This is a genomic window from Sporosarcina sp. AD_1 (assembly GCF_057373025.1).
In genome coordinates, this window is sequence record NZ_JBPVIR010000004.1 from 202,364 (window position 1) to 229,210 (window position 26,847).

Annotated in this window: 33 protein-coding genes; 6 read left to right on the forward strand and 27 right to left on the reverse strand. The window is 47.1% G+C overall.

Annotated elements, in window-relative coordinates; all coding sequences use genetic code 11:
- The first annotated feature begins 203 nt into the window (after nucleotides 1-203).
- Nucleotides 204-641 (forward strand): YwpF-like family protein, encoded by a 438-nt coding sequence (locus ACSW3C_RS09445; protein WP_486562299.1) that lies wholly within the window; start codon nucleotides 204-206, stop codon nucleotides 639-641.
- Between the two features lie 463 nt (nucleotides 642-1,104).
- Here the strand turns inward: ACSW3C_RS09445 and ACSW3C_RS09450 are convergent, their stop codons facing one another.
- From ACSW3C_RS09450 to ACSW3C_RS09485, 8 genes are all read right to left on the reverse strand, one after another.
- Complete coding sequence (locus ACSW3C_RS09450) at nucleotides 1,105-1,491, reverse strand: hypothetical protein (protein WP_486562300.1); 387 nt, start codon at nucleotides 1,489-1,491, stop codon at nucleotides 1,105-1,107.
- Between the two features lie 93 nt (nucleotides 1,492-1,584).
- The gene (locus ACSW3C_RS09455; protein ID WP_238080933.1) at nucleotides 1,585-1,974 is read right to left on the reverse strand and encodes a hypothetical protein; all 390 of its coding nucleotides are present in this window, start codon (nucleotides 1,972-1,974) and stop codon (nucleotides 1,585-1,587) included.
- A gap of 205 nt (nucleotides 1,975-2,179) precedes the next feature.
- Nucleotides 2,180-2,623 carry a 3-hydroxyacyl-ACP dehydratase FabZ gene (fabZ, locus tag ACSW3C_RS09460; protein ID WP_486562301.1) on the reverse strand — a complete coding sequence of 148 codons (444 nt, stop codon included), beginning with the start codon at nucleotides 2,621-2,623 and terminating at the stop codon, nucleotides 2,180-2,182.
- A 34-nt stretch (nucleotides 2,624-2,657) separates the two neighbouring features.
- Nucleotides 2,658-2,993: a DNA-directed RNA polymerase subunit beta gene (locus ACSW3C_RS09465; protein ID WP_486562302.1), complete on the reverse strand. Its 336-nt coding sequence runs from the start codon at nucleotides 2,991-2,993 to the stop codon at nucleotides 2,658-2,660.
- A gap of 22 nt (nucleotides 2,994-3,015) precedes the next feature.
- On the reverse strand, nucleotides 3,016-3,852 hold the full coding sequence (locus tag ACSW3C_RS09470; protein WP_486562303.1) for a flagellar hook-basal body protein: 837 nt from the start codon (nucleotides 3,850-3,852) through the stop codon (nucleotides 3,016-3,018).
- A 60-nt stretch (nucleotides 3,853-3,912) separates the two neighbouring features.
- The gene (locus ACSW3C_RS09475) at nucleotides 3,913-4,752 is read right to left on the reverse strand and encodes a flagellar hook-basal body protein (protein WP_486562304.1); all 840 of its coding nucleotides are present in this window, start codon (nucleotides 4,750-4,752) and stop codon (nucleotides 3,913-3,915) included.
- 51 nt (nucleotides 4,753-4,803) lie between these two features.
- Complete coding sequence (gene mreB / locus ACSW3C_RS09480; RefSeq protein ID WP_486562305.1) at nucleotides 4,804-5,799, reverse strand: rod shape-determining protein MreB; 996 nt, start codon at nucleotides 5,797-5,799, stop codon at nucleotides 4,804-4,806.
- A gap of 315 nt (nucleotides 5,800-6,114) precedes the next feature.
- Nucleotides 6,115-6,384: a sporulation transcriptional regulator SpoIIID gene (locus tag ACSW3C_RS09485; RefSeq protein ID WP_238080940.1), complete on the reverse strand. Its 270-nt coding sequence runs from the start codon at nucleotides 6,382-6,384 to the stop codon at nucleotides 6,115-6,117.
- Nucleotides 6,385-6,536: 152 nt separating this feature from the next.
- On the opposite strand from ACSW3C_RS09485, the gene ACSW3C_RS09490 reads away from it, so the two are divergent.
- Both ACSW3C_RS09490 and ACSW3C_RS09495 read left to right on the forward strand, forming a co-directional pair.
- Nucleotides 6,537-6,791, forward strand: a complete 255-nt coding sequence (locus ACSW3C_RS09490; protein ID WP_486562306.1) for a hypothetical protein — start codon at nucleotides 6,537-6,539, stop codon at nucleotides 6,789-6,791.
- An 11-nt stretch (nucleotides 6,792-6,802) separates the two neighbouring features.
- On the forward strand, nucleotides 6,803-6,997 hold the full coding sequence (locus ACSW3C_RS09495; protein WP_486562307.1) for a hypothetical protein: 195 nt from the start codon (nucleotides 6,803-6,805) through the stop codon (nucleotides 6,995-6,997).
- Between the two features lie 219 nt (nucleotides 6,998-7,216).
- Here the strand turns inward: ACSW3C_RS09495 and ACSW3C_RS09500 are convergent, their stop codons facing one another.
- Nucleotides 7,217-8,167, reverse strand: coding sequence for a nuclease-related domain-containing protein (locus tag ACSW3C_RS09500; RefSeq protein WP_486562308.1), 951 nt, complete (start codon nucleotides 8,165-8,167; stop codon nucleotides 7,217-7,219).
- 284 nt (nucleotides 8,168-8,451) lie between these two features.
- Here ACSW3C_RS09500 and ACSW3C_RS09505 point away from each other — a divergent pair, with 284 nt between their 5' ends.
- The 3 genes from ACSW3C_RS09505 to ACSW3C_RS09515 all read left to right on the forward strand — a co-directional run bounded on the left by ACSW3C_RS09505 (nucleotide 8,452) and on the right by ACSW3C_RS09515 (nucleotide 9,734).
- Nucleotides 8,452-8,580: a hypothetical protein gene (locus ACSW3C_RS09505; RefSeq protein ID WP_486562309.1), complete on the forward strand. Its 129-nt coding sequence runs from the start codon at nucleotides 8,452-8,454 to the stop codon at nucleotides 8,578-8,580.
- A gap of 564 nt (nucleotides 8,581-9,144) precedes the next feature.
- Nucleotides 9,145-9,354 (forward strand): hypothetical protein, encoded by a 210-nt coding sequence (locus tag ACSW3C_RS09510; RefSeq protein WP_486562310.1) that lies wholly within the window; start codon nucleotides 9,145-9,147, stop codon nucleotides 9,352-9,354.
- A gap of 23 nt (nucleotides 9,355-9,377) precedes the next feature.
- Entirely contained in the window at nucleotides 9,378-9,734 is a 357-nt protein-coding gene (locus ACSW3C_RS09515; RefSeq protein WP_486562311.1) for a hypothetical protein, read from the forward strand.
- Here ACSW3C_RS09515 and ACSW3C_RS09520 read toward each other — a convergent pair.
- The 18 genes from ACSW3C_RS09520 to glyA all read right to left on the reverse strand — a co-directional run bounded on the left by ACSW3C_RS09520 (nucleotide 9,706) and on the right by glyA (nucleotide 26,738).
- Nucleotides 9,706-10,359: a M23 family metallopeptidase gene (locus ACSW3C_RS09520; protein WP_238078765.1), complete on the reverse strand. Its 654-nt coding sequence runs from the start codon at nucleotides 10,357-10,359 to the stop codon at nucleotides 9,706-9,708. The two genes, ACSW3C_RS09515 and ACSW3C_RS09520, sit on opposite strands and share 29 nt — an antisense overlap.
- 10 nt (nucleotides 10,360-10,369) lie before the next feature.
- Entirely contained in the window at nucleotides 10,370-11,338 is a 969-nt protein-coding gene (gene spoIID, locus ACSW3C_RS09525) for a stage II sporulation protein D (RefSeq protein ID WP_486562312.1), read from the reverse strand.
- 116 nt (nucleotides 11,339-11,454) lie between these two features.
- Nucleotides 11,455-12,750 carry a UDP-N-acetylglucosamine 1-carboxyvinyltransferase gene (murA, locus tag ACSW3C_RS09530; protein WP_486562313.1) on the reverse strand — a complete coding sequence of 432 codons (1,296 nt, stop codon included), beginning with the start codon at nucleotides 12,748-12,750 and terminating at the stop codon, nucleotides 11,455-11,457.
- Between the two features lie 423 nt (nucleotides 12,751-13,173).
- A complete protein-coding gene (locus ACSW3C_RS09535) occupies nucleotides 13,174-13,410 on the reverse strand; it encodes a DUF1146 family protein (RefSeq protein ID WP_238078762.1) in 237 nt (78 codons plus the stop codon).
- Nucleotides 13,411-13,486: 76 nt separating this feature from the next.
- Nucleotides 13,487-13,888 (reverse strand): F0F1 ATP synthase subunit epsilon, encoded by a 402-nt coding sequence (locus ACSW3C_RS09540; RefSeq protein WP_238078761.1) that lies wholly within the window; start codon nucleotides 13,886-13,888, stop codon nucleotides 13,487-13,489.
- 24 nt (nucleotides 13,889-13,912) lie between these two features.
- On the reverse strand, nucleotides 13,913-15,328 hold the full coding sequence (gene atpD, locus ACSW3C_RS09545; protein WP_238078760.1) for a F0F1 ATP synthase subunit beta: 1,416 nt from the start codon (nucleotides 15,326-15,328) through the stop codon (nucleotides 13,913-13,915).
- A gap of 42 nt (nucleotides 15,329-15,370) precedes the next feature.
- Nucleotides 15,371-16,225, reverse strand: coding sequence for an ATP synthase F1 subunit gamma (gene atpG, locus ACSW3C_RS09550; protein ID WP_238078759.1), 855 nt, complete (start codon nucleotides 16,223-16,225; stop codon nucleotides 15,371-15,373).
- Nucleotides 16,226-16,274: 49 nt separating this feature from the next.
- Entirely contained in the window at nucleotides 16,275-17,786 is a 1,512-nt protein-coding gene (atpA, locus tag ACSW3C_RS09555; RefSeq protein WP_486562314.1) for a F0F1 ATP synthase subunit alpha, read from the reverse strand.
- 24 nt (nucleotides 17,787-17,810) lie between these two features.
- Nucleotides 17,811-18,350 (reverse strand): F0F1 ATP synthase subunit delta, encoded by a 540-nt coding sequence (locus tag ACSW3C_RS09560; RefSeq protein ID WP_238078757.1) that lies wholly within the window; start codon nucleotides 18,348-18,350, stop codon nucleotides 17,811-17,813.
- The gene (atpF, locus tag ACSW3C_RS09565; protein WP_486562547.1) at nucleotides 18,347-18,874 is read right to left on the reverse strand and encodes a F0F1 ATP synthase subunit B; all 528 of its coding nucleotides are present in this window, start codon (nucleotides 18,872-18,874) and stop codon (nucleotides 18,347-18,349) included. Before atpF ends, ACSW3C_RS09560 begins: the two co-directional genes overlap by 4 nt.
- Nucleotides 18,875-19,060: 186 nt before the next feature.
- Entirely contained in the window at nucleotides 19,061-19,285 is a 225-nt protein-coding gene (gene atpE, locus ACSW3C_RS09570) for a F0F1 ATP synthase subunit C (protein WP_238078756.1), read from the reverse strand.
- Nucleotides 19,286-19,349: 64 nt separating this feature from the next.
- Complete coding sequence (gene atpB / locus ACSW3C_RS09575) at nucleotides 19,350-20,060, reverse strand: F0F1 ATP synthase subunit A (RefSeq protein WP_238078755.1); 711 nt, start codon at nucleotides 20,058-20,060, stop codon at nucleotides 19,350-19,352.
- Nucleotides 20,061-20,089: 29 nt separating this feature from the next.
- Entirely contained in the window at nucleotides 20,090-20,461 is a 372-nt protein-coding gene (locus tag ACSW3C_RS09580; protein ID WP_207960192.1) for an ATP synthase subunit I, read from the reverse strand.
- Between the two features lie 523 nt (nucleotides 20,462-20,984).
- Nucleotides 20,985-22,169 carry an MGDG synthase family glycosyltransferase gene (locus ACSW3C_RS09585; RefSeq protein WP_486562315.1) on the reverse strand — a complete coding sequence of 395 codons (1,185 nt, stop codon included), beginning with the start codon at nucleotides 22,167-22,169 and terminating at the stop codon, nucleotides 20,985-20,987.
- The gene (locus ACSW3C_RS09590; protein ID WP_486562316.1) at nucleotides 22,166-22,768 is read right to left on the reverse strand and encodes a DedA family protein; all 603 of its coding nucleotides are present in this window, start codon (nucleotides 22,766-22,768) and stop codon (nucleotides 22,166-22,168) included. The genes ACSW3C_RS09585 and ACSW3C_RS09590 overlap by 4 nt, the downstream gene beginning before the upstream one ends.
- A 657-nt stretch (nucleotides 22,769-23,425) precedes the next feature.
- The gene (gene wecB / locus ACSW3C_RS09595; RefSeq protein ID WP_486562317.1) at nucleotides 23,426-24,547 is read right to left on the reverse strand and encodes a non-hydrolyzing UDP-N-acetylglucosamine 2-epimerase; all 1,122 of its coding nucleotides are present in this window, start codon (nucleotides 24,545-24,547) and stop codon (nucleotides 23,426-23,428) included.
- A gap of 19 nt (nucleotides 24,548-24,566) precedes the next feature.
- Nucleotides 24,567-25,196 carry a uracil phosphoribosyltransferase gene (gene upp, locus ACSW3C_RS09600; protein ID WP_238078752.1) on the reverse strand — a complete coding sequence of 210 codons (630 nt, stop codon included), beginning with the start codon at nucleotides 25,194-25,196 and terminating at the stop codon, nucleotides 24,567-24,569.
- A gap of 288 nt (nucleotides 25,197-25,484) precedes the next feature.
- Nucleotides 25,485-26,738 carry a serine hydroxymethyltransferase gene (gene glyA / locus ACSW3C_RS09605; RefSeq protein WP_486562318.1) on the reverse strand — a complete coding sequence of 418 codons (1,254 nt, stop codon included), beginning with the start codon at nucleotides 26,736-26,738 and terminating at the stop codon, nucleotides 25,485-25,487.
- Nucleotides 26,739-26,847: the final 109 nt, after the last annotated feature.

Genomic DNA, 26,847 nt, shown 5'->3' on the forward strand with positions numbered 1-26,847 from the left:
TAGTGAAAACCTAGTTTTCATACACCCTGAAGGTTCAATTCCAAGTTTTCTCTTTGGCATTTAATTACCAAACTCTTCACAAGCCTTATCTCCTAGCGGTTTCCTAATTTATTTCATTTCGGTGATAATAAGACTTTACCCTATTTACAAAAAAGTTTTTGGAGCTATGGTATAATCGAAGAAAAATGAGTGGGGTGGCGCGTTTGAAGACGTTTAAAATGATCTCTGTCGGAGTGCTTCAAGACAATCAAATCCAAGACTTTCCTTTGATTGACGGAATCATCATTAACCAGGAAAACAGTCATCGGATGTGGATTCTGGAAATGTTCATTGATCAGGAATATAAGGAGCTTTTCGAGAATTGGAAAGCGACAGAGGAATTGCTGGAAGCCCGCGTCGTCATCTCCTATCCGGAAAATGAGCCGGCTGGATTTTTAGTCGCGGTGGACACGGTCCAAGAAATCGGCGATCACATTTCCGTGCTCCTGAAAGGGCGTTTGAAGCGAGCTCGTTCCCAATACGCGGAGCACTTACTCGAAGAATTGATTACCGAAGGCTTAAGCGGCCAAGAACTGCTCGCCCGTTTTGAACACGACATGCGTTCCCGTCCGCGCTTGAAAAAGGACCGCAACTTAACTTGATCGATGGCCGAACCCTCTATTATGAGGGTTTTTTGTTTGGGAATTTTATTGGATTCGGAGGATGCTGGATGAATTGGAATGGCGGTGAAAATATACGAGCGGTTCAGGGGAAGTTATGAGAGGTAGAGGAAGATTTACGAGCGGTTACGGCGGTAATCGAGCGGTTGGAAAAATATACGAGAGGTTGGCAGAATAATCGAGCGGTTGGAGCAATTAATCGAGCGGTTCGCGAAGAAATACGAGCAGTTGGCCGAACTGTAAAGGGAGCGACTTAGGCAGAGCGTACATAAGAAGCAGCTGGTCCGCGGGCAATGGTTAATATTTTGCTTATTTGATCGCGCTGCATGCACTTGACCATTTAGGGGGTTGGTGTTGAGCACTCTCCGATTAAGCACCTAACATAAATTCCTCTCCATTGAGAAAGACCGCCCTTTTAAAAAGAGCGGTCTTTCACGGCTTGCGGTTAGCGGTTGTTATTCCCTCTACGGTTCATTGTTCCGTTGTTCGGGGAAGGGGTCGTTGTGTTCTCTTCGATGATGATTTCTTCAGTCGGAACGGTATTATTACCATTCATATCGAGATGACGGTCATTGACGCGGCCGTCCAAGCCGTTACGGTTGGTATCATTGAGGATACCGCCATTCGGGTTGTTGTAACGCTCCTGACCTGTGTTGATGCCATCCATGTTAGGTCCTGTTTGGCCATCATAGACACGCGGTGTCAGATCTCGGTTCTCCAAGGCCTCCATCGGTGTTTCGTTTTTCTTCGGAACTGTATTATTGTGGTTGGTTCCGCAGCCAGCCAATACGACTCCCGATACGAATAGAACTGGAATCACTTTTTTGAACATGAAAATTCCCTCCTTTCCACAAGCCGTTTCTCATACATATCCTGTATGATACTTTGTAGGTTGGCTCAAAAAGAGGGAACTATCCATCATTCTTTATTGTTGTTCAATTTGCTCTTTTAAAATCGATTCGATGAATACGGCTTCTGCTTTACAGTCATACTCATAGTGCGTGTTGAGTTGCTCCTGCATCGTTTGGATAGCCGCAATTTGCTCATCGGATGGCGGTTCATTCAGGATTTTATAAATCACGTCATTAATCCGTTGGGCCAAGTCTTCATGGAACGTAGGATCCATTTTGACTTCATCCGGAATTTTTGAATACCAGAGCGCTTTCGTCGTGATATACTCACGCCATTCTTCAATAAAATCCTCAATGCTGTATTCTTCTTCACTCCACCCGATATTGGCCATGTACTGTTCGAACGTTTGTGTAATGGAACGGGTGATGCTGCTTTTTATATTTGGAGAAAGATCTTTGAACATAACTTATTTGTTACCTCCCACTGTAAAGTGCATTGCAGTTGTGGTATGTAAAAAGGTGGATGAAAAAATGATGCCTTTTCCCCTCGTTTTGGAATTCATCCAGTCCATTTTGCCTGGTCTTCATCCCTTTTCATCGGTCTTTTTAAATACCGCGGCAAAGACACTGCAATGTTCATTGTAACGAAATTTTAATGTGTGCGCAAATTTAGTTTTCCTTCTTTTGCTTGTCGCCTAAGGCAAATGTGATGTCCGCTTCACATGCGATTTCTCCATCAACGGTCGCGATTGCCTTGCCTTTGCCGATCATGCCGCGCATTCTTGTGATTTCCACTTCCAAGCGCAATGTATCGCCAGGTGTCACTTGACGTTTGAACCGGCAATTATCGATTCCTGCAAAAAATCCGATGCGCCCGCGGTTTTCTTCTATTGAAAGCATGGCCACCGCACCGACTTGGGCAAGTGCCTCAACAATCAGCACACCCGGCATGACCGGATACCCTGGAAAATGTCCATTGAAAAACTCTTCGTTAATCGTTACATTTTTTATTCCGATTGCTTTTTTTCCTTCTTCCATTTCCAAAATACGATCCACTAGCAGGAATGGATAACGATGCGGAAGGATTTCTTGTATTTGTTGTGCAGTTAGCATGTACCGTCTCTCCTTGGCCTATGTAATGTTTGGGTTATGGTCCAGTTCCTCTCATAATATCAAGAACATGCGTCCATGTCTCCTTTTTGAGTACGTCGCCCGGATTGCCATCGCCGATATACCCGTAACCGATCATGGCCCCGACCACTGCCGCTCCAACTAGCAGGAGCAAGACGAGGATAATGCGGAGCCAGATGGGAAGGATTCGCACTTGAACCCAAAATTTATTTTTGACTCGTTCCTCTTTTGCCGTGTCCGGTTTTTTCCCCTGTCGATTCCTGGCCGCTCGTGTAGCCGCCACACGGGAATTCACCGTGGTCTCTTGACTTGTTTGATTCCATTCCGGATTATTCCGTTTTTCATCTAACATATTAAAGACTCCCTATCAGAACTCATCGTATATTGTTGATCAGACCAAGCATTTGATCGGCCAATGTGATCGTCCGTGCATTGAATTGGTAGGAGCGCTGGACATTGATGAGATCCGTCATTTCTTTCTCATAATTGACGTTTGAAGCTTCCAGTTTTTGATTTTCCATGCCAATGATTGCGCGATCTGCACCGTTTAAGTCCGTTACTACATCGCCTGCAGCCACACCAAGTTCATTTAAATTGGCAGGCAGAGCGAACAACGTGTCTGACAAGCGTGACATGAGGTTCGGCCGCTCCATCACGGACACTCCTAATTGGATCGTTTCCACAGTTCCATTGTTCTGTGTCACTTCCAGCACGCCGCCTGGACGCATTGCATATTGTTTTACGTCATCTCGGAAGCTAACCGCATTCCCTGCGCTGTCCGCGACCGGATAACCGTCACCGTTCACGAGCATGAGGCGTCCGCCGTCCACCGGCGAAACATAGAAGCTTCCCTGACGCGTATACACGGTCTGCTCTCCATTTTCACCTGGCATCAGCAAGTTAAAATATTGCTTCGGTTCGGTCAAAGCGAAATCCAGATCCCGCCCTGTCACCTGCAAAGAACCTTGCTTCCAGTTCATCATGGCCGGGCCTAACATCGCTCCGACGCCATAGCGTATGCCCGCTGGCGTTTGGCGCTGCGCCGTATCGGCCTTGTCGTTGTTGAACTGCTGGTACAGCATCTCGTGAAAATTGGCTCCGCTCGCTTTATAGCCGTTCGTTGCCGAGTTCGCGAGGTTATTGCCGATAATATCTATATTCTGTTGCAGTTGCGTCATCGTGTTGACCGCGGTTGTCATAGTTCGTATCATAATGCAGTCCGGCTCCTTTCTCCTTTACGCCTGAACGTAAAGGCTCTCCGTGTTACTCAATTATCCATTGACCCGTCCGATTTCCGTGACCGCTTTTTCCATACTTCGATCATATGCCTGCAAGATTTTTTGATTCGCTTCGAAAGCCCGGTAGGCCGCCAGCATATCTGTCATTGTGCTTCCCGCATCGACATTCGATCCTTCCAAATAGCCTTGCTGAAATGAATAGCCGACGCCCGCCACGCCACTCGCATCCGGCAAGTTACCGCCTTGAGCAGAAAACAGGCCATTCCCTTGTTTTTGCAAGGTTTCCGGCTGTGCTGCGTATGCGACGCCAAGTGTAGCAGCTGTCGTTTCCCCTACCATTATATCGCCTTCGCTCGTCAGACGGAAGTCGTCATTTGGCAGCTGAATTCGCTGTCCCGCTGAATCTAGGACATAATACCCCATCGGATTAGTTAGGTAGCCTTGTGCATCCATCGTGAAATTACCGTTTTTCGTGTAGACTTCTTGTCCATTGCCATTCGCTAACCTGAAAAAGATCGCCCCGGCTTTGCCGTTTTCCGGATCGACCGGCAAAGCGCCGTCCACAAGGGATATATCCGTCGTCAATCCTGTTTCTCTTAATTGCCCCTGCGCAAAAAGCGGAAGAGTTTCCTGCATGTAAACGCCAGTTGAGATCGGTCCTAGTGGAGACAATCCTTTCAGCTGTAATCCTTCTTTCGTCGGAATGCGCGCGGCATTAATGCTCGACATGTACATTTCCGGAAAAGAGCGGATGGAGGACTGCTCTGCTTTAAATCCTGGTGTATTCGCGTTTGCCAAATTGTTAGCCAGCATTTCCGTTCTGCGTTGCTGGGCAATCATGCCGGAACCGACTGTGTAAAATCCACGGAACATGCGTCCGCCTCCTTCGTATAGTAAAGCCTTTTGAGAGGCTTTGTGGTTTGATTAGTAATGCCCTTTGACCTTGTCAATATTCTCAAGCAAAATCCCCGTGCCAATGGCTACACAGCTTAGTGGATTATCTGAAACGAAAACAGGAACTTTCAATTCTTCTGCGAGCAGCTGATCAATGCCATGAAGCAATGCCCCACCGCCTGTCAGGAAAACGCCTCTATCGATAATGTCAGCGGACAATTCCGGCGGCGTTTTCTCTAAAACATTTTTGGCCGACTGGATAATCAGGCTGACCGATTCCGTCAGCGCCTCCAATACTTCCTCCGAATGGATCGTGATCGTGCGCGGCAATCCTGTCACCATATCACGTCCCCGGATGTCCATCTGTTCCTTGCGGCTACCTGGGAAAACCGTGCCGATTGTCACTTTGATGGACTCCGCCGTACGCTCCCCAATGAGCAGCTTATATTTCTTCTTAATAAACTGAATAATATCGTTGTCGAACATATCGCCTGCGGCATTGATCGACTGGGACGTCACAATATCCCCCATCGACAGGACCGCAACATCTGTCGTGCCGCCGCCGATGTCAATAACCATATTCCCACTTGGCTGGAAAATATCCATGCCGGCGCCGATTGCTGCGACTTTAGGCTCTTCTTCCAAGTAGACTTTTTTTCCACCTGATTTTTCTGCCGCTTCGCGAATCGCTTTCTGCTCGACACTCGTAATATTCGTCGGGCAGCAGATCAGAATGCGTGGTTTGGATAAAAATCCTTTGACGTTCAATTTATTAATAAAATGCCGAAGCATCGCTTCTGTCATATCAAAATCGGCAATTACGCCATCTTTCATCGGGCGAATGGCAATAATATTGCCCGGTGTCCGTCCGACCATTTTACTAGCTTCCTCCCCAACCGCCAACACGCGACTCGACTGCTTGTCTATCGCCACAACGGATGGTTCATTTAGCACAATCCCTTTCCCTTTCACGTGAATCAACACATTGGCCGTACCAAGGTCAATTCCGATATCTTTAGCGAACATTTTTCACGATACCCCTTCCATCATCTTGGACATGTTTGTCTCGAACATACTCTACTAACTTATAATTGTAGCATAGACATACTGTATTGAACATATAATTCCACCATATTTTGAAAGGAAATTTAGTATTTTCGTCACGATTTCAGATGGAGGAAAAAGGGATGCTTTTGATATGGATTTGGAGAGCGCGACCTTCGTTTTTTACCTATTTTTAGTCTTATCTTAATGGAGACAAAAACAGTTCCGCTGGATTACGGACAACACAAAAAAAAAGACAGGGTATCCGCCGGATGTTCGCGTCCCCGTCTCTTCATCTCACCCATTCCGAGCCTTATTATGTTCATTCATCCACTTCATCCGTGTTGCTTCACCGCCTCTTAAATGTCTGACAGACTTATGATAGGCCAAAACTTTGGCGACTTCCTCCGACAGCTCTACATCGACATTCGGCAACCGTTCCGTCAAATCCTTATGGACCGTGCTTTTGGAGTAGCCTGTCGCTTTTGCCAGTGCCCGTACGGTAAGTCCAGTCTCCAGCAACATTTTGCCGAGGCGCACGCATCGCCTCCGAATTTGCTCGTGCACGCCCTCTTCCTTTCCTGTCAGCTCCATTTCTTCCTTTATCGTATGCGGCAAGTTTGCGAGATATGCGAAGGGAGAAAGAGGGAAAAAGGAAATTACGTGTGGGTTTGTTGGGAGATGTTGTGAAGGTTGAAATATTCGATGGACGCGTTTGAGTGGTTCGCCGGGGATACGTGGGCTTCGAAATCATTTACGAGCGGTTCGCTTATTATACGAGGGCTTCGAAAACTTATACGAGCGGTGTGACGATTATACGAGTGCTTCGGAAACTTATACGAGCGGTTCGCCGGGGATACGAGTGCTTCGGAAACTTATACGAGCGGTTTGATGATTATACGAGTGCTTCGGAAACTTATTCGAGCGGTTTGACGATTATACGAGTGCTTCGAAAGCCTATACGAGCGGTTTGACGATTATACGAGTGGTTCGGAAACTTATACGAGCGGTGCGCCGGGAATACGAGGGCTTCGGAAACTTATACGAGCGGTTTGACGATTATACGAGTGGTTCGGAAACTTATACGAGCGGTGCGCCGGGGATACGAGTGGTTCGAAAACTTATACGAGCGGTTCGGCCGATGATACGAGGGCTTCGAAAGCCTATACGAGCGGTTTGACGATTATACGAGTGCTTCGAAACTTATACGAGCGGTTCGACCGATGATACGAGTGGTTCGAAAACTTATACGAGCGGTGTGCCGGGTATACGAGTGCTTCGAAAGCCTATACGAGCGCTTCGCCGATTAAACAATTGCTTCACAATCATTTACGAGCACTAGGTTGATTCAGAAAATAAATTCAAAAAGAGCTCTCCTCCAGAAGAGCCCCCTAACTCCTTATTTGATTCTGTAAAAGCTTCCTTTACTCTTACCGACCATCTTCAGTTGGGGGATTCCGGCTAACAATAATTTCGCCGTATGTCGGTTATCCAATAGAGTAAAATCTCTAAACTCCTGATTGGTTATTGTGTCTTTCTTTATGAAAAACCATTCCTGTACAGCAAATCGGTGCTCATTTCTACCAATTTGGCCACATGATAAACATCTCCATCTTCGTCTTTCCCACCGCATAGAGAGTAGATGGCAAGATGGACATTGTACGCCCGGGAGAATTTCCTCAGGGTTCACAGAATACCGTTCACTCAGCGGGAAGGGATTGAATGGCTGGTGCGCACTGACTATTTCATTAGCCAACTTATGTATGGTCTGCTTATCAAGGATTTCCCGCTCCAATGTCAATTTACGTAGATAAGCAGCTATTTCATACGTGAAGATCAAATCGACAGGGGGATCTTCCTCGAATTGCAACTCGTTATTGTATGCAAAAGTAACAATGCCTTCAATGGGAAGGTCAATGCGCCTGTGACTTAACCACCGCCTTAACAGATGGACTTTGCGGTCCAACTCAGTAATTGGACTTCGAAAAGGAACCCGCTCGCCCGTTTGCATTTCTTTGATAAACTGGAGAGGCTTTGTTTTCACTATTATTTTCTCAGCCAAATTCTTCACTTCTGTTACGACAATCCTTGATGGGGTAATCAACAGCGAATCCATCTGGAAATAAATATTATCTTCTTTCAAACAAATATCATGCAAAATCGCATACGGATAAGCTGGCTTGAATTCGGTAATATACCGGTCATATTGCTTCTCGCCACTATAGCCGGCCTGCAGGTTATATAACCTTCTCATCATGTCACTTCGGATTGGATGCTCCTTTGAGATCCTCCTTCCCAATGTAATCAAACCTTCAATTTCCAGTGGCGCACTCCTTTTTTTATAAATCAATCTCCTCCACCTCCTATCTTAAGCTTAAACTATCCGAACAATAAATGGAATAGTCTGAACAAAGGTCGAATTATCAGAGGCTGTTTTGCCTCAAATCGAAGTTTTCATAGGCAGTTTCGCTTCAAATCCTGATTTTCGGCAATTTAACGAAAAAACTTTTTAGCAACTACAGCTCCAAAAAAGAGAGCATCAACAATTTGCATCCATACATTTTAGGATAGACATTACACATTTATTATTTATTAATTATGAGTTTACCTTTGTATTTAGGGCACTTGTTTTTAATGACGTCCTGGATTTTTGCGAGCGGCTCGATACAAGATACGAGCGATCTCCAAAATATACGAGTGGTTAGGCCGCTTGGCAAGAAACGCGGGTATTCTCATGTCATTGCCTACTCTACGACGCGCTGAATGCCTTTGACCAGTTAAGAAATTATAGTTGTGTTTACTCTTGTCTTGGAACTTCGTTAGCGATTCGAGATGAAACACGAGAGGTCTACGGAATATACGAGCGGCTGGCCGCTTGGCAAGAGACGCGGAGATTCTCATGACATTGCCTGCTTCCTGACGCGCTGAATACCTTTGACCAATTAAGAAATTATAGTTGTGGTTACTCTTGTCTTGGAATTTCGTTAGCGATTCGAGATGAAATACGAGAGGTCTATGGTATATACGAGCGGCCGGCCCCTTAGCATGAGACGCGGAGATTCTCATGACATTGTCTGCTTCCTGGCGCGCTGAATACCTTTGACCAATTAAGAAATTATATTTGTGTTTACACTTGTCTTGGAACTACGTTAGCGATTCGAGATGAAATACGTGAGGTCTACGGAATTTACGAGCGGCTGGCCCCTTCCCTTAGCAAGAGACGCGGAGATTCTCATGACATTGCCTGCTTCCTGACGCGCTGAATGCCTTTGACCAATCAAGAAATTATAGTTGTGGTTACTATTTTACTGAAATTTCGCGAGTGGTTTGAGACAGGACACGAACTGTCTCCCAATTAATCGAGCGGTTAGCGGCATTATACGAGCGGTCCCCGGCTTTTACGAGTGGTTCGTACGATCAATCGAGCGGTCTCCTGTATATACGAGTGGTTCAAATGCATATACGAGAGGTACAGGCGATATACGAGCGGTACAATCAAATATACGAGTGGTTGACCGGAATGACATTTATGCGTGAATATGGGGTCCAGGAAATTAAAGATGGCATTCCCATTTCTATTTTTGCTGCTATTAAAGTTTTACGAGCGGTTAGCGGCATTATACGAGCGGTCCCCGGCTTTTACGAGTGGTTCGCACGAACAATCGAGCGGTCTCCTGTATATACGAGCGGTTCACATGCATATACGAGAGGTTCAGACGATATACGAGCGGTACAATCGAATATACGAGCGGTTGACCGGAATTCGACGGAACTTGCCGGAACTTGCCGGAATTCACCGGAACTCGTCGGAACTCTTCGGAGTTCACCTTTTCGCGTGTGTGAAGTCAAAACAAAAAAGCCGCTTTGCAGAAGCGGCTTTTACGCAAATCAGAATGCAAGTAGCGAACGTGGGTTGACGGAGACGCCGTCTTGCTGGACCTCGAAGTGCAGGTGGGTGCCGGCTTGGGCATTCCATTCGTTGCTTGTCGCAGTGCCGAGTGGTGCACCTTGGAGCACTTCGTCGCCTTCTTGGACGAGGACGCCGGTGAGTGATCCGTAGATGGTCTTTTTACCGTCGGCGTGGGAAATGGTGACTTCGCTGCCTTTGAATTGGTCAACGATGACTTGTTCCACTGTGCCGCTCATGGCTGCAACGACTTCAAATGGTTCGTCGTTAACGGAGATGGAGATTCCGCTGTTTGTGACATAGGTTTGATTGAAGACGAGCAAAGCGCTTTCTCTCATGTCGTCGTCGGCTTCCGCGTCATAGTACTCTTGTAAAATGGCCACACTTTCAAGTAGGTCTTCGTTGAATGGGTATTTGAGTACTTCCTTGGATGCGTTGGTCTCGATGATTGTGTCGTCCTCATTGTTGACAACTTCGGCCGTTTCGGTCTTGTCTTGTTTTATGATTGCGTTGTAACCCCAGATCATGCCGACGAATACGACGGCAATACCGGAATAGATGGCTGGCCAGAGCCAACTATTTTTCTTTGTACTCTTAGTCTTTTGAGAAGGGAATTTCGGTTTTTCTTCTCGCATGGTCATCACCTCACTTGCTATTGTTTGCAAGTGGAGGTGTTTTTAAACATTCCGATTCACTGTTTTCAAAATTATTTATCAAGATGCCCGAATAATAGTGGGCGAGGATCTGTTCGGCGGTCCATCCTTTCTGGGCGAAAGCCTCCGCTCCGTATTGGCTCATACCGACGCCGTGTCCATATCCTTGGGTGGTGACATGGACGATTTGATTGGTGACGTCGTAGGCGATGTTGAAGTCAGTGGACGGCAGGCCGAGGGCGTCGCGCATGTCGCGGCCGCTCATTTCAAAGTTGTCGGATACGGCTTTTTGGACGCGGCCGGTTTGATTTCGGACAAGCTGAAGATTTTTAAAGCGGTCTGCGGTCCACGTGGAGCCGATGAGCCGGTTCCATTCGGTCAAGGTCATTTCCTTACGGCGTTCGACTTCCGGGGCGACTTCCGCTTCCCCTGGGCTGTCCACGCTTTGCAAATATGGAATCGGGTTGCCGCTATAATTTTGGGAGGCTTCTGTTTTGCCGTTCGACGTGGAGAAAAACATGGCTGTGATCATTTCCCCCTCGTATTCAATCACTTGGCTGCTCGTCGCTTCGACTGCTTCGCGAAGCTTTTGTTCGTTCCGTTTAAACTCCTTTCCCCATCGTTCTTTCCGCTCCGCTTTGTTTTTATACACTTGCGCGGAGACGGTGGCGGCGATTGTTTTTTTGCCGTTGTCAGTTGACCGTAGGGCGTATGTGCGTGCAGCGATCGCCTGGGCTTTCAATGCCTCGTCCTGGAACGTAGCGGGCATTTCACCGGCGACCACGCCGAGAACGTACTCTTCAAGGGGAATGGGCTCGTCCATCCCCTCCACCGTGATCCAGACGGTACACGGGTCGTCATACGCCACTTTGGCCGTTTTGTCTGCTGTGAGTGCGGGTTTCAATATGATTGGCATAAAGAATAAGAGAATGATGAATAAAACGGTTAGTAGTTTGTCCATAGTTAACTATATGAGATGGTGCATCAATTATGACCGGTCCGGGCTGGTGAAATGAAAAAACCGCATTCCCGGAAGAATGCGGTTCGATTCGAATGAAACATGGATTAATCCGTTGCTCAGACGAGTTGTGTTTGTTTTTCAGTTGTTTCAGAAGAAACGCGTTCGATATCCGCGCCAAGCGCTTTTAGCTTCTTATGGAAGTCGACGTATCCTCTGTCGAGATGATCCAGTTCTGTGACGCGTGTGATGCCTTCCGCATGGAGACCTGCCAGAATCAATGCGGCGGCAGCGCGCAAGTCAGTTGCGGCTACTTCAGCCCCTTGTAACTTCGACGGACCCGAAATGATAACCGAACGTCCTTCGATTTTGACATTGGCGTTCATGCGGCGGAATTCTTCCACATGCATGAAGCGGTTTTCAAATACTGTCTCTGTCAATACACCCGTACCAGTTGCTGTCAGCATAAGTGCCATCATTTGCGACTGCATGTCAGTCGGGAATCCTGGATGCGGCATCGTTTTCAAGTCAACCGCCCGCAATGGGTACTTTGCGGTGATCCGCAGTCCTTCATCCAATTCCGTAATATTGACGCCCATCTCGCCTAATTTTGAAATTAACGCAGCATTGTGCTCAGGAACTGCATTTTCAATGATGACATCGCCGCCCGTAATGGCTGCTGCCACCATGAACGTTCCTGTTTCTATCCGGTCTGGAATAATATGATGCGTTGTCCCATATAGTTTTGAAACGCCTTCGATCCGAATGACATCTGTTCCGGCGCCGACAACCTTACCGCCCATTTCATTGATGAAATTAGCAAGGTCTACGATTTCCGGCTCTTTTGCCGCGTTTTCGATAATCGTTGTACCTTTCGCAAGCGCTGCGGCAGTCATGATGTTTTCAGTCGCACCGACACTCGGGAAGTCCAAATAAATTTTTGCCCCGCGTAGGCCGTGTGCCGCTTTCGCTTCCACATGCCCGTTGCCAAATGTGATTTCTGCGCCCATCGCTTCAAAGCCCTTTAAGTGCTGGTCGATTGGACGAGAACCAATGGCACATCCGCCTGGCATCGCAACGCGTGCAAAGCCGTGCCGTGCAAGCAAAGGTCCCATGACAAGGATCGATGCCCGCATTTTACGTACATATTCAAAATGCGCTTCTGTCGCAAGCTGTTTGCTCGAGTCAATAATCACTTGACCGGCTTCAGGGAAATATTCCACTGCAGCGTTCAAGCTCTTCACTACTTCATTTATTGTTCTGACATCCGAAAGGTTCGGAACATCGCGTATGATATTGGGACCCTCAGACGCGAGTAACGCAGCAGCCAATATTGGCAGAACCGCATTTTTTGCTCCTTCCACACGAACATTTCCGCGAAGAACACGTCCACCATTAATTATGATTTTGTCCACAAAAAGCCCCTCCGACTCCAAAGTTATACTCTTAGCCTTATAGTCACTGTACATTTTATTCACATAAATTAAGCATAAAAACACATACTATTCTACAATGCCCCACCTTATTAAACAAGTAACCGCAGAGCTATTTTCCCTCTATCGATAAGATAGTCTATAATATGTACCCATTTGGCGATTTGTGTCATCCGCTTTCTTGGGCGAATGTCGGCGATAGTATGTAATTTCCTCAAACGTGGATAATTAAACCTGTTTTTGTTTTCATGCCATCGCCCCGTATATGAATGGCCATACACGCGGCGATAGCATGGAGTTCACCGGCAAAAAGTTACAGTTTACGTTATTCATGACAGTTGTTTTTCGGCCTACTAACTCTCTACCCGCTATCCCCTGAAGTATGCCTCTTTTCAAAATTAATTTTTATTGGAAGTAGGTCGGGATCCTTCCTGACCAATAGGATATGTCTAAAAAGAAATTTGATACGGCTGAACCTATCGCAAAACTCAATAAAATGAATAAAAGCTGCGCACGGAACACTTGATTCTTTTTGATGATTTTTTCGGGCATGATGGCTTGAAGGGCGTAAAACGAAAGTCCGATGAAAAAGATGTGGGAAAGGATCGCTAATAAAGGATTATACAATAATATATTGGTCAATTTTCAAGCTCCTTACTCAAACACTAAAAGGGAAAAAACGGGCAGAAAAAGACCTCTGCCCGTCATTCCTTCGCACTTATCTCATTTCGTGAACGTTTATCCGGTTAATGGCCCGTTGCAAATCGAGTTCGATCAGCTTGGCTTCCAGATTATCCGCTTTCGCTTGTAGCGCTTCTTCTGCCCGTTTGGCAGCACGCTGTGCACGAGAGAGATCGATATCGGAAGCCTTTTCCGCTTGTTGTGCCAAAACGGTAATGACATCCGGACGAACTTCGATGAAGCCGCCGTGTACAGCGATCGCTTCAGTCGAATTGTCCTTTTTCAGGCGGAGAGCACCGATTTTCAAAGGTGCAACCATTGCGATATGGCCGGGAAGAATCCCGATTTCGCCCGTTTCTGTGGCGGCAATAACCATATTTGCTTCGGTTTCACTAACAGGGCCGTCGGGAGTGACGATATTTACTTTGATGGTACTCATTTTATTCCCTCCTGAACCCTTTTATTAGACCTCTACGCCCATGCTTTTCGCTTTTTCGATAACTTCTTCGATGCGTCCAACAAGACGGAATGCATCTTCCGGAAGGTGATCGTAACGGCCTTCCAAGATTTCCTTGAAACCTTTGATCGTTTCAGCAACAGGTACGTAAGATCCCGGTTGTCCTGTGAATTGCTCCGCTACGTGGAAGTTTTGTGATAAGAAGAATTGGATACGGCGTGCGCGTCCTACAACTAGCTTATCTTCTTCGCTGAGCTCATCCATACCAAGGATCGCGATAATGTCTTGAAGCTCACGGTAACGTTGCAATGTGGATTGTACTTGACGAGCTACTTCATAGTGCTCTTCCCCAACGATTTCAGGGCTTAACGCACGTGAAGTGGATGCCAATGGGTCAACCGCAGGGTAGATACCCATTTCAGAAAGTTTACGCTCCAGGTTCGTTGTTGCATCCAAGTGAGCGAACGTCGTAGCCGGTGCCGGGTCAGTATAGTCATCGGCTGGTACGTAGATCGCTTGGATAGATGTTACGGAACCAACGTTTGTTGAAGTGATCCGCTCTTGAAGCTGACCCATCTCTGTTGCAAGTGTCGGCTGGTAACCAACGGCAGATGGCATACGGCCAAGAAGGGCTGATACTTCTGAACCCGCTTGTGTGAAGCGGAAGATGTTGTCGATGAAGAGAAGAACGTCCGCGCCTTGCTCATCACGGAAGTATTCTGCCATCGTAAGTCCTGTAAGTGCAACACGCATACGTGCGCCAGGAGGCTCGTTCATTTGACCGAAGACCATCGCTGTTTTGCTGATAACTCCGGAGTCAGTCATTTCATGGTACAAGTCGTTACCTTCACGTGTACGCTCACCAACACCCGCGAATACGGAGATACCACCGTGTTCTTGAGCGATGTTGTTGATCAATTCCTGGATAAGTACGGTTTTACCTACACCCGCACCTCCGAAGAGACCGATCTTACCACCTTTGATGTATGGCGCAAGCAAGTCAACGACTTTGATGCCTGTTTCAAGAATTTCAACTTGAGTTGAAAGGTTTTCAAATTGTGGAGCTTGACGGTGGATCGGGTCGCGGCGTTCGCCAGCAGGTACTTCCTCTCCAAGGTCGATTACATCTCCAAGTACGTTAAATACGCGTCCTAGTGTTGCTGCTCCGACCGGTACTGAAATAGCCGCGCCTGTGTCAATGACCTCAGAGCCACGTTTCAGGCCGTCAGTCGATGACATCGCAATGGTACGGACTGAGTCGTCACCAAGGTGAAGTGCCACTTCAAGCGTGAGCGTTTCAGCTTCTGCATTCGGACGTTCGATTTGAACCTTCAATGCGTTATAGATCGATGGAAGCTGTCCGTCTGCAAATGAAACGTCGACAACCGGACCCATAACCTGAAGGATTTGTCCTTTATTCATGCTTTTCCCTCCTGTCTTACTTTTCCCGTTCAGTTCGTTCCTCTATTCGAGTGCGGCTACCCCGCCGACAATCTCAGTGATTTCCTGAGTAATGGCAGCTTGGCGAGCGCGGTTGAATACGAGTGTCAACGAATCGATCAATTCGCTGGCGTTATCTGTTGCAGTCTTCATCGCTGTCATACTTGAAGCATGTTCGCTCGCTTTTCCATCCAGCACGGCTCCGTAGATGAGGCTCTCCGCGTATTGCGGAAGAAGCGTTTCGAGAATCACTTCAGCTGAAGGCTCGAATTCATACGAAGACATTGTTGACGCTGGTGAAAGATCCGTGAGCGGAAGTAGTTTCTTTTCCGTCACTTCACTGGAGATGGCGGAGACGAAGTGGTTGTAGTACAAGTACACTTCATCGTATTCGCCTTCTGTGAACATGCCAACAGCACGAGTCGCGATTGTTTTTATTTCATCAAAAGAAGGGTGGTCCGATAAGCCGACAAGGCTATCGACAACGTTGTATCCAAGGCGGTTGAAGAAATCAAGGCCTTTCCGCCCGATTGCGACGATTTTCACGTCGTCTTTCGAGTGTCGGGATTCGATCGCACGTTTTACCGCACGCAGCACGTTACTGTTGTAACCGCCTACGAGTCCGCGGTCGGATGTCACAACGATATAACCTGTCTTTTTCACGGGGCGGCTGACTAGCATTGGGTGTCCGGAATCGGATGTCGCTCCTGCGATCGCACCGACAACCTCCTGCATCTTATCCATGTAAGGAACAAACGCTTTGGCGTTCATTTCCGCACGGTTCAGCTTTGAAGCGGAAACCATCTGCATCGCTTTCGTGATTTGAGACGTCTTCTTCGTTGAATTAATACGGCTTTGTATATCGCGTAATGATACCACTGGCAATTCACCACCTTATCGTTTATTTAGATCAAAACCCGAGAATCAATTAAGCTTCAGACGGAACAAATGTCTTCTTGAATGCGTTGATGGCTTCTTTCATCACGTCATCGGACGGAAGATCTTTTGTCGTACGGATATGATCCAACACTTCAGTGTGGTTCGATTCGAGCCAGTTGTTGATTTCGCTTTCGAAGCGAAGGATGTCATGTACAGCAACGTCGTCGAGAAGTCCTCGTGTGAGCGCATAAAGGATCACAACTTGGTATTCGACTTTAAGTGGCTTGTTCAAGTCTTGCTTCAAGACTTCAACCGTACGTGCACCGCGGTCCAATTTCGCTTTTGTCGCTGCGTCAAGGTCAGAACCGAAAGCAGAGAATGCTTCAAGTTCACGATATGCCGCAAGGTCAAGACGAAGTGTACCCGCAACTTTTTTCATCGCTTTGATTTGCGCGGAACCACCTACACGGGATACGGAAAGACCAGCGTTGATCGCCGGACGTACGCCCGAGAAGAATAGATCCGATTGCAAGAAGATCTGTCCATCAGTGATGGAGATAACGTTTGTCGGGATATAAGCGGAGATGTCCCCAGCTTGTGTCTCAACAAATGGAAGTGCTGTAATGGAACCTGCACCTAATGTATCGTTCAGTTTCGCTGCACGCTCGAGTAGACGGGAGTGCAAGTAGAATACGTCACCAGGATATGCTTCACGGCCTGGAGGACGGCGAAGTAGCAAGGAAAGCTCACGGTAAGCCGCTGCTTGTTTCGAAAGGTCATCATAAACGACAAGAACGTGCTTGCCATTAAACATGAACTCTTCTCCCATTGTTACTCCTGTGTATGGTGCCAAGTATAGAAGTGGAGCCGGTTGAGAAGCGGATGCTGTTACAACGATTGTGTAATCAAGCGCACCGTTCTTACGAAGTGTTTCGACAACCCCACGTACTGTTGATTCTTTTTGGCCGATTGCCACGTAGATACAAATCATGTCTTGATCCGCTTGGTTCAAGATTGTATCGATCGCAACAGTCGTTTTACCTGTTTGACGGTCTCCGATGATCAATTCACGTTGTCCACGGCCGATCGGTACAAGCGCGTCAATCGCTTTGATACCTGTTTGCAATGGTTCATGAACGGATTTACGAGCCATAACGCCTTGCGCCGGGCTTTCAATCGGACGAGTTTTTGTTGTAGCGATCGGACCAAGTCCATCCACTGGCATACCAAGTGGGTTTACGACGCGTCCAATCAATTCCTCACCGACAGGTACTTCCATAATACGGCCTGTACGACGTACTTCATCGCCTTCTTTAATGCCTGTGTATGGTCCAAGGATAACGATACCTACGTTGTTCGCTTCCAAGTTTTGCGCCATACCCATGACACCGTTTGAGAACTCAAGTAGTTCTCCGGCCATGACGTTGTCGAGGCCATGAGCAAGAGCGATACCGTCACCGATTCGGATAACCGTACCGACTTCGCTTACTTCCATCTCAGACTGATAGTTTTCAATCTGCTGCTTTATCAGCGTGCTGATTTCTTCAGCTTTGATGCCCATGTATGTCACCCCTCAAAATTCAGATTAGGATCCGATCAATTTACGTTGCAATTTCTCGAGCTTCGCGCCGATGCTGCTATCGTAAATTTGATTGCCGATCTGAAGGCGGATGCCTCCAATCAAGCTTGGATCGATGATATTTTCAATACGTAAAGCTTGTTTGCCAACTTTATGTGCAAATGTTGTGGAAATCGAGTTGCTCTCGAGATCCGTCAACGGACGTGTGGAATAAACTTTTGCATCCGCGATGCCTGCCGCATTGTTCGCAAGTTCATGGAATTCCTCAAATACGTTGAGCACTTCATCCATGCGCTTTGCGTCAAGCAGAACATAAAGCGTGTTCAGGATCACCGGATTGGCACCCTTCAGGACGCCTGCAAGCAATTCTTTTTTCTTTGTTACTGTAAGATCTGGAGAAGTCATTAACTGTCCAAGACCTTTATTTTCACGGAACGCCTTGTTCAATTCAGCCAAGTCTTCCTGAATGGAAAGGGTTTGCCCGTTTTTTTGCGCCAGTTCAAACAATGCTGTCGCATAACGCTTTGCTACAACCGATTGGCTCATCGGCCTTCGCCTGCCTTCACAATCGTTTCTTCAATCAAAGCACGGTTGTCTTCCTCGGAAATTTCTTTGCCAAGTACTTTGGACGCTGCAAGGATCGATAGAGAAACGAATTCTTCACGTACCGCAGCAACTGCTTTTTCTTTCTCAGTTGCGATTTCAAGTGCTGCAGATTCCTTCATGCGGTTTACTTCCGCACGAGCTGCCACGATCAATTCCTCACGCTGCGATTCGCCAAGCTTCTTCGCATTGTCAACAATCGATTGTGCGTTTTCACGCGCTTCTTTCAATAGGGCGCGTTGTTCTTCAAGAAGTTTTTCAGACTCAAGACGGCTTTTTTCAGCCGCTTCGATTTCATTGGCAATCAACTCGGCACGCTGATCCATCACACCCATAAGCGGGCCCCATGCGAACTTTTTCAAAAGAACCATAAGGATTGTGAAGAATAGGACCGTGACGATGATATCGCCAAGATTCAGCCGGTCGTTCAAAGCTGCCAAAAATCCAGCGTCAGCTTTCGCTGACAAAAGGACGAAGGATTTTCCAAACACGATTGTTTCACTCCCTTCAAGAGCTTATAACTTTTTCATTTCGATTCGTTATAGAAAGAACACTAATTCTTTATTTTCAATTTCAACTGCCGCCGAGCGACATAAATGAATGGCGAAGGACAAACTAGCGTACTTCGCCATTTAAATAGTATGGACCTATTCTTATTTGTTCATAACGATGAACGCGATAACTGTTGCGATGATCGGAAGGGCCTCAACTAACGCTACCCCGATGAACATTGTAGTTTGAAGCATACCGCGTGCTTCTGGTTGACGTGCAATACCTTCGACTGTCTTAGAAACGATCAAACCGTTACCGATACCTGCTCCAAGTGCACCTAGACCAACTGCTAGTGCTGCTGCTAATAGACCAACTGAACCTATCATTGTGTAATATCCTCCTAAAAATTAAATAGTATGTTTTTGCTCCCGTTTCCCGGGTTATATATGTTTAATGGTCTGTGTCCACTTTATGTGCCATGTAGACCATCGTTAACATAACGAAAATGAAAGCTTGGATCGCTCCGATGAATATCGAGAACCCTTGCCAAGCAAGTGCAGGAATCAATGCTCCGGCTAAGCCGAATGCGCTTGAAGCCCCAAGTGAAGCGAGAAGTCCGATAAGGATTTCCCCAGCGAAAATGTTACCGTAAAGACGAAGACCGAGCGTCAGCGTATTCGCAAACTCTTCAATGATCTTCAGCGGTGCCAAGAATGGCATCGGTTGAAGGTATGTCTTGAAGTATCCTTTTACTCCAAGCATCTTCACACCATAGAAGTGCGTCAATACAACGACCATGGTTGCGAGTGTCATGGTGATAACCGGATCGGCTGTCGGTGATTTCCACCAAAGCTCATGATCCCAGACAACTGCCATTGGTAACCCGAGCATGTTGGCTACGAAGACGAACATGATCAACGTAATACCGAGTACATGGAATCGCCCGCCTGTCCTCCAATCCATATTGTTCTTGATAATTCCTTTGACGAAGTCCATGACCCATTCCATGAAATTCTGCATACCTGTCGGTTTAACCTTAAGGTTGCGAGTTGAGAAGAATGCAATCAGGAATACAATCAGGCATGTGATGAATAACATCATGATGTTGGCTGGGTTAAAGCTTAATCCGAATAAAACGAAAGACGGATTTTCATGGTTCACGTTTCGTTCACCTCCCTTGTGCAATCAGATTAAGGATTCTTTGCGTGAAATAGTATCCTATCAATCAGCAACCAGGCATAAGGGATCATAAGGCCGATCACCGTACCGATCAGATTGAATGTTTCGGGCATGGCAAGCGCAATGGCCGCCGCCGCAACTCCGGACGCGAAACGCAAAGGCGTCCCAAGCGAACTTCTTCCCTTTCCTTCCGTTATAGAACGATCAAATCTTTCCATTCTACGGACAAGTATCCAAAAATTATACAATCCTAATAGTGAACCGAGAATTAAACCCGCAAAAATTGTCTTAAAGTCAGTAAAAAACCATCCTAACATAAACAAAGCGAGCAAAAAAAAGAGAGCCTTCTTTTGTCTTATAAAGATTTCTCGCAGCGTATGCATGATAGGTGATTCTCCCGGTTTTATTATTTTGGATGTAATTTTGGCAATGGCCATGCGGCATACCGACGGAACAGGGTGTGTGGATGTGCGATGCTTGAGGGATCGGATCCGCCAAGCTTGTACCAACGCTAGGACTCCGAATAAAGGCCGGAACCTGTAAGTTAAGTAAATTGAATCGCCAATTTCGATTCACCTGGACACGTTGCTATTCACGCAGACGTGACGAAGCGAATACCGAACGACTTGGCATCCAGTGCAAGGATGATAGAATCCACCCGATTGGATGGCAATTCCGCTCAACATATGTACGAATCCCTATCATTCTTACCCTTTGTTAGCATACAATAGGGGCATTTTGATGTCAATTGATTCCCGTGAAATTCTTCACAAACTCTTCTTATTGTCAAACAATCGACATATTTGTTTTAGCAAAAAAAAGTTGCATTTTATTAGGGATTCCCCTAGACGCCGTTCCCATGCGAATCCATTGAAAAGACGAAGGAATTGGCTGGATCCCTTCGTCTCATCGTTGCAGCTGCCGCGGTATTTTTTTCATGCCTGTCATGCCCGTATGCCAATCCCACGGCTTGTAGTACGGAACGAGGCGTTTTGTGAATTCTCTCTGCACCACCTGCTCAAGCGCCCCTTCGACATCTGAATTCAACCGGTCGACATAGGCATCCATCTTCTCCATCATCCGTTCAAACTGTACTGCGTCCGTCAACAGCTCCGATACGTTGTTCCGATCGTTGATGGCAATGGCCACACCACTTTCCGTCAAGTGCTGTAAATTGATCTGCTCCTGTCCTGGAAGATGATTGCAAATCATGATCGGAATCCTCTTATAGAGCGATTCGGCAATCGTCACTCCCCCGGGCTTCGTTAAAATGGCATCCGCCTGCTCATATAAGAAATTCATTTCCTCGCAGCTTTCGATATACCCTTTCACCGTTACATTTGAGAAGCCGAAGTGCTCCAGCCGCTGCTTGTATTCGATGTTGCGCCCGCATAATAACGTAAAATGGATATCTGGAAATGCATTTACTAGAGAAGCGATCGACTCAATATCGAACAATCCCGTATTCCCTCCCGCCACGAGAACGTTCTGAAGCGGCAGACTGCGCCGGCGCAAATGGCTTTTAAAGATCTTTTTGACTGGAATGCCAGTGACAAAAATATTTCGCTCAGGTACACCGTACGCTTCCATTAGCGTGTCTCGCACACCGGGATGCGACACGAAATGATACATGACTTCCGATTTCGCCCATACATCATTCAGAAAAAAGTCAGTGTACGCGTTAATAGCAGGAATGCTTGAGATCTTCCGTTTGCGGACAAGCCTGCCATAGATGCTCGACGGGAAGGAATGGGTGAACACCAATAGATCCGGCTCCTCTTCTTCAATCAAACTGCGCATCTTCCTTTCGAAATAAAGGGGGGAGAAACGGCGAACCTGTTTCTTTCCGCCATTTTGCTCTTTCATAATAAAAAAACGGTAAGCCTTTTGATAAAATTCCGGAGTTGTATTGATCATTTTCATGTAGAAGGAGGAGACAAATTTTCCGAGCAAGCCGTTGCAATACGTTAAAAAATCGACTGTTTTCACAGTGGCTCCCGGATACATGTCCAGTATCCGTTCCTCGATCGCCTCCGCCACCTTCGAATGACCGGAAGGGAAACGGAAGAAAGGAAAAATAACAATTTTCAAGTTGAGGCACCTCCATTCCTTTTTTTCCTATAAGCTGTGTGGATCAGTTGGATGAGTAAGATAAGAATTAAGGCGAGACCGATAAAGGGTACATATTCTGCTTTTATTGGCAAATAGGTTGCGGAGAGGATCCCCAGGCCGAAATAAAATCCGATCCATGTAATGGCACCTATAATAGAGATCAGGATAAATTGTTTGCCTTCCATTTTTATCATGCCAGCAATGTAGGGGCTCGCTTGACGCAAGCCGGGCAAGAAAAATCCTAAAAACACCGTCCAGACAGCCCTTTTTCGAAACTTCCCTTGAAAAACTGCCACTTTCTCGTCGGACAGACCGATATATTTACCGAATTTCCGGATCAGCGCCATGCCGAACAAACGTCCTGCCAAATAAGCGATGCCCATTCCCGTCAGCGCACCCGCCACTGCAGCGAGACTGCTTGTTGTAACATGCAGCTGACTGCTGGCCGCCATCATGCCAATCAGGAATAAAAACGATTCCTCTGGAGCCGGAATTCCGACAATCCCAAAAAACAAGGCGATGAAAATGACGATATAACCGTATTGGACGATATATGCTTCAACTGCCTCCATGGACATAGGAACACCCCCTCTTCCCAACGAACTTTACGAGGTGAGTAGACTTCTATCTTATGCTGCCAGGTTCACCAGCGGTTCGCCTCCTGCCTAAAGGAGAACGCGTCTTTCCGCATACAAGAGAAAGGTGCATTTCAATGCCTATGCTCCATCTCGTTGCACAGCACCGGATCGCAGCCCATCATAGCCTCTCTCTTCCTATTAAGTGACCTCTTCATCTGTTGGACTGCCACATAATCTACCTTCACTAGGTACTCATTAATTCCCTAGAGTGCCCCCGCACCCGTCATGCGCTGCCGTTCGAAAACTATCTTTCTCAGTTCATATTTTTCTGAAATCAGAATGCAAGCTGGGTGAAGTCCGGTCACAAACAGCGAAGGATTAGCCTTCCTGCTCCAGCCATCCGCCATCCACCTTCTTACACACCTATACCCCAAATTTCGTGAATTAAAAAAGGATTGTCCGTGGTAGGACAATCCCTGCGTGTAGCCCGGTTTGTGTAGGGCTGCACGTTTTTCATGAAATCTCTCATTAACCTGCTCGCATTTCAGCTGCTGCGAAACATAGGAAGGCAGCTGTTGCCTCCCCTGCATGCCAAGCGATTCCAATTATTAAATTCTATACTGATTGGGACGGTCTATGATAGACCCACCTCAGGTTTTATTCAATCGAGGACAAATACCCTTTCAATGCCTCGACAATCCGCTTCGAAGCCTGTCCATCTCCATAAGGATTGGACGCTTTTGCCATTTTCGCATATTCCTCTTCGTCCGACAACAGCGCATCTGTCAATTCAAAGATCGCTTCTTCATCTGTTCCGGCAAGCTTCAACGTACCTGCCGCGATGCCCTCCGGCCGTTCCGTCGTATCCCGAAGGACAATGACCGGTTTACCGAGGGACGGCGCTTCTTCTTGAATACCACCTGAATCCGTCAAGATGATATGGGACCGCGCTGCAAAATTGTGGAAATCCAACACTTCAAGCGGTTCAATCAAATGAACACGCTCGTTATCCGCAAGTATTTCCTGTGCCACTTCACGGACAGCCGGATTCATATGAATCGGATAGATGACCTGTATGTCTTCATGTTTGTCGAGCAGGCGAATGATGGCGCGGAACATGTTGCGCATCGGTTCTCCAAGGTTTTCCCGGCGGTGAGCCGTGAGCAGGATCAGACGATCGTCGCCGATTTTATCGAAAATCGGGTGATGGTATTCTTCTTTCACTGTCGTCTGCAGTGCGTCGATTGCCGTATTCCCGGTAATGAAAATCCGGTCTTCCAGCTTGCCTTCATTCAGCAAATTGCGAGCCGATTGCTCAGTCGGTGCAAAATGAAGATCTGCCAGTACACCAGTCAATTGCCGGTTCATCTCCTCCGGATACGGGGAGAATTTATTCCCAGTCCGCAAACCGGCCTCGACATGGCCGACCGCAATCCGATTATAGAAAGCCGCCAAACTGCCGATGAACGTGGTCGAAGTATCTCCATGAACGAGCACGATATCCGGCTGCGCTTCCTTCATGATTTGGTCAAGACCTTCCAATCCGCGCGTCGCGACATCGACCAGCGTTTGGCGCTCCTTCATGATATTCAGATCATAATCCGGCGTGATGCCGAATGTATGAAGTACTTGGTCAAGCATTTGGCGATGCTGCGCCGTTACGGTGACAATCGATTCGATATCCTCCGTATGCTTTTCCAATTCCAGTACTAGCGGTGCCATTTTGATCGCTTCGGGACGAGTTCCGAAGATCGTCATCACTTTCCATTTCCGTGTCAAACCACTCACGCCTTCCCCGTTATTTCGTTCCGAAGAGTCGATCGCCAGCGTCTCCTAAACCTGGAACGATATATCCTTTTTCATTCAATTTTTCATCAAGTGCAGCGATGTAAACGTCCACATCAGGATGAGCTTCCGTAAAGATTTCAACGCCTTCCGGTGCAGCAATCAGGCACATGAACCGGATATTCTTCGCACCGCGTTTCTTCAAGGAATTGACCGCTTCTACAGCAGTCCCTCCTGTTGCCAGCATCGGATCCACAACGATAAATTCGCGCTCCGACACGTCAGATGGCAATTTCACAAAATACTCATGCGGCTGCAAAGTTTCCGGATCGCGGAACAGACCGATATGACCCACCTTTGCGGCTGGAATCAATTTCAGAATGCCATCCACCATCCCGATGCCTGCCCGTAAAATCGGAACGATGCCGAGCTTCTTTCCTGCCAGCACCTTCGATTTCGCCATGCGGACCGGCGTTTCCACTTCCACTTCATCCAATGGCAAGTCGCGTGTAATTTCATACGCCATCAACGTCGCCACTTCATCAACAAGCTCGCGGAATTCTTTTGTTCCGGTATTTACATCCCGGATATGTGTCAATTTGTGCTGAATGAGCGGGTGATCAAAAACGTGTACTTTCGCCATATAAATCGCTCCTTTTCGAATGTCCTGTACATTATAACAGAAACCTCCGCCAAGAGGCATTGTCAGCAAGCGCTTTGTTAAAGTTCATGAATGTAGAATTATTTGAGCATTTCTCCGCTGAACCAATGCCATGCAACAATTGCGTTTATCGCCTGAATTTGTCGTTTTTTCGCTCTTCATCTGATAGGACGGAATGGATATGAATTGGGTTGCTTGCTAGGTTGGAAATTTTTGATTTGATTTCAATAAAATGAAAACAAGCCGCACAAAGGCGGCTTGTCGCATGGATTAGTTATATAATGGGAAACGGTCTGTCAATGCTGCGACACGTTGCTTCACTTCTTCTTTTACAACCTCGTCTTCGTGGTTTTTCAGAAGCTTCGCAATGATAGCAGCAACTTCTTTCATTTCTTCTTCTTTAAATCCACGAGTTGTGACTGCCGGTGTTCCGATCCGGACACCCGATGTGACGAATGGGCTTTCCGTGTCAAATGGAATCGTGTTTTTATTCACAGTAATGCCGACTTCGTCCAAGACATGTTCTGCCACTTTTCCAGTGATGCCAAGTGATTTCAGGTTAATGAGCAATAGGTGATTGTCCGTACCGCCAGAAACGATATCGACACCTTCTGCCAATAACCCTTCAGCTAGCGCATGCGCATTTTTCTTCACTTGCTGGATATATGTTTTGAATTCCGGCTTCAATGCTTCACCGAACGCCACCGCTTTCGCTGCAATGACATGCATGAGCGGGCCGCCTTGAATGCCAGGGAAAATCGTCTTGTCAATTTTACGTCCGAACTGCTCTGCAAATTCTTCATTGACCAAAATCAAGCCGCCACGTGGTCCACGCAACGTTTTATGTGTGGTCGATGTAACAAAATGAGCATGCGGCACTGGGTTTGGATGCTCTCCAGCTGCCACGAGACCCGCGATATGAGCCATATCCACCATGAGATACGCACCTACTTCATCAGCAATCTCACGGAATTTCGCGAAATCGATTTCACGAGGGTAGGCACTCGCTCCAGCCACAATCATTTTCGGCTTGTGCTCTAGCGCTTTTTGACGTACGTCTTCGTAGTCGATACGCTCATCTTCCTTGCTGACACCGTACTCCACAAAGTTATAAAGAATACCCGAGAAGTTAACCGGGCTTCCGTGCGTCAAGTGTCCGCCATGGGACAAGTTCATGCCAAGCACCGTATCGCCCGGCTCAAGCACTGTGAAATAAACAGCCATATTCGCCTGTGCACCGGAGTGGGCTTGCACGTTCGCATAAGCAGCGCCAAAAATCTCTTTCAGGCGGTCACGTGCGATATTCTCCACAACGTCGACATGCTCGCATCCGCCATAATAACGCTTGCCCGGATAGCCTTCTGCATACTTGTTCGTCAAATAGGAGCCTTGCGCTTCCATGACTGCTTCTGTAACAAAGTTCTCCGATGCAATCAATTCGATATTAGCATTCTGGCGTTTCTTTTCAGCCATAATCGCCTCAAAAACCGCCGCATCTTCACGCTTCACATTGCTCAAATCCATGTGTCATTTCCCCTTTGCCTCAAATTTATATATGCCCGGTGAAGTGCCTGGCCTCAAAACAAAGCAGGCAGCCCGACCGAAGCCGAGCGTCCCTTTCGCTCCAGATGGA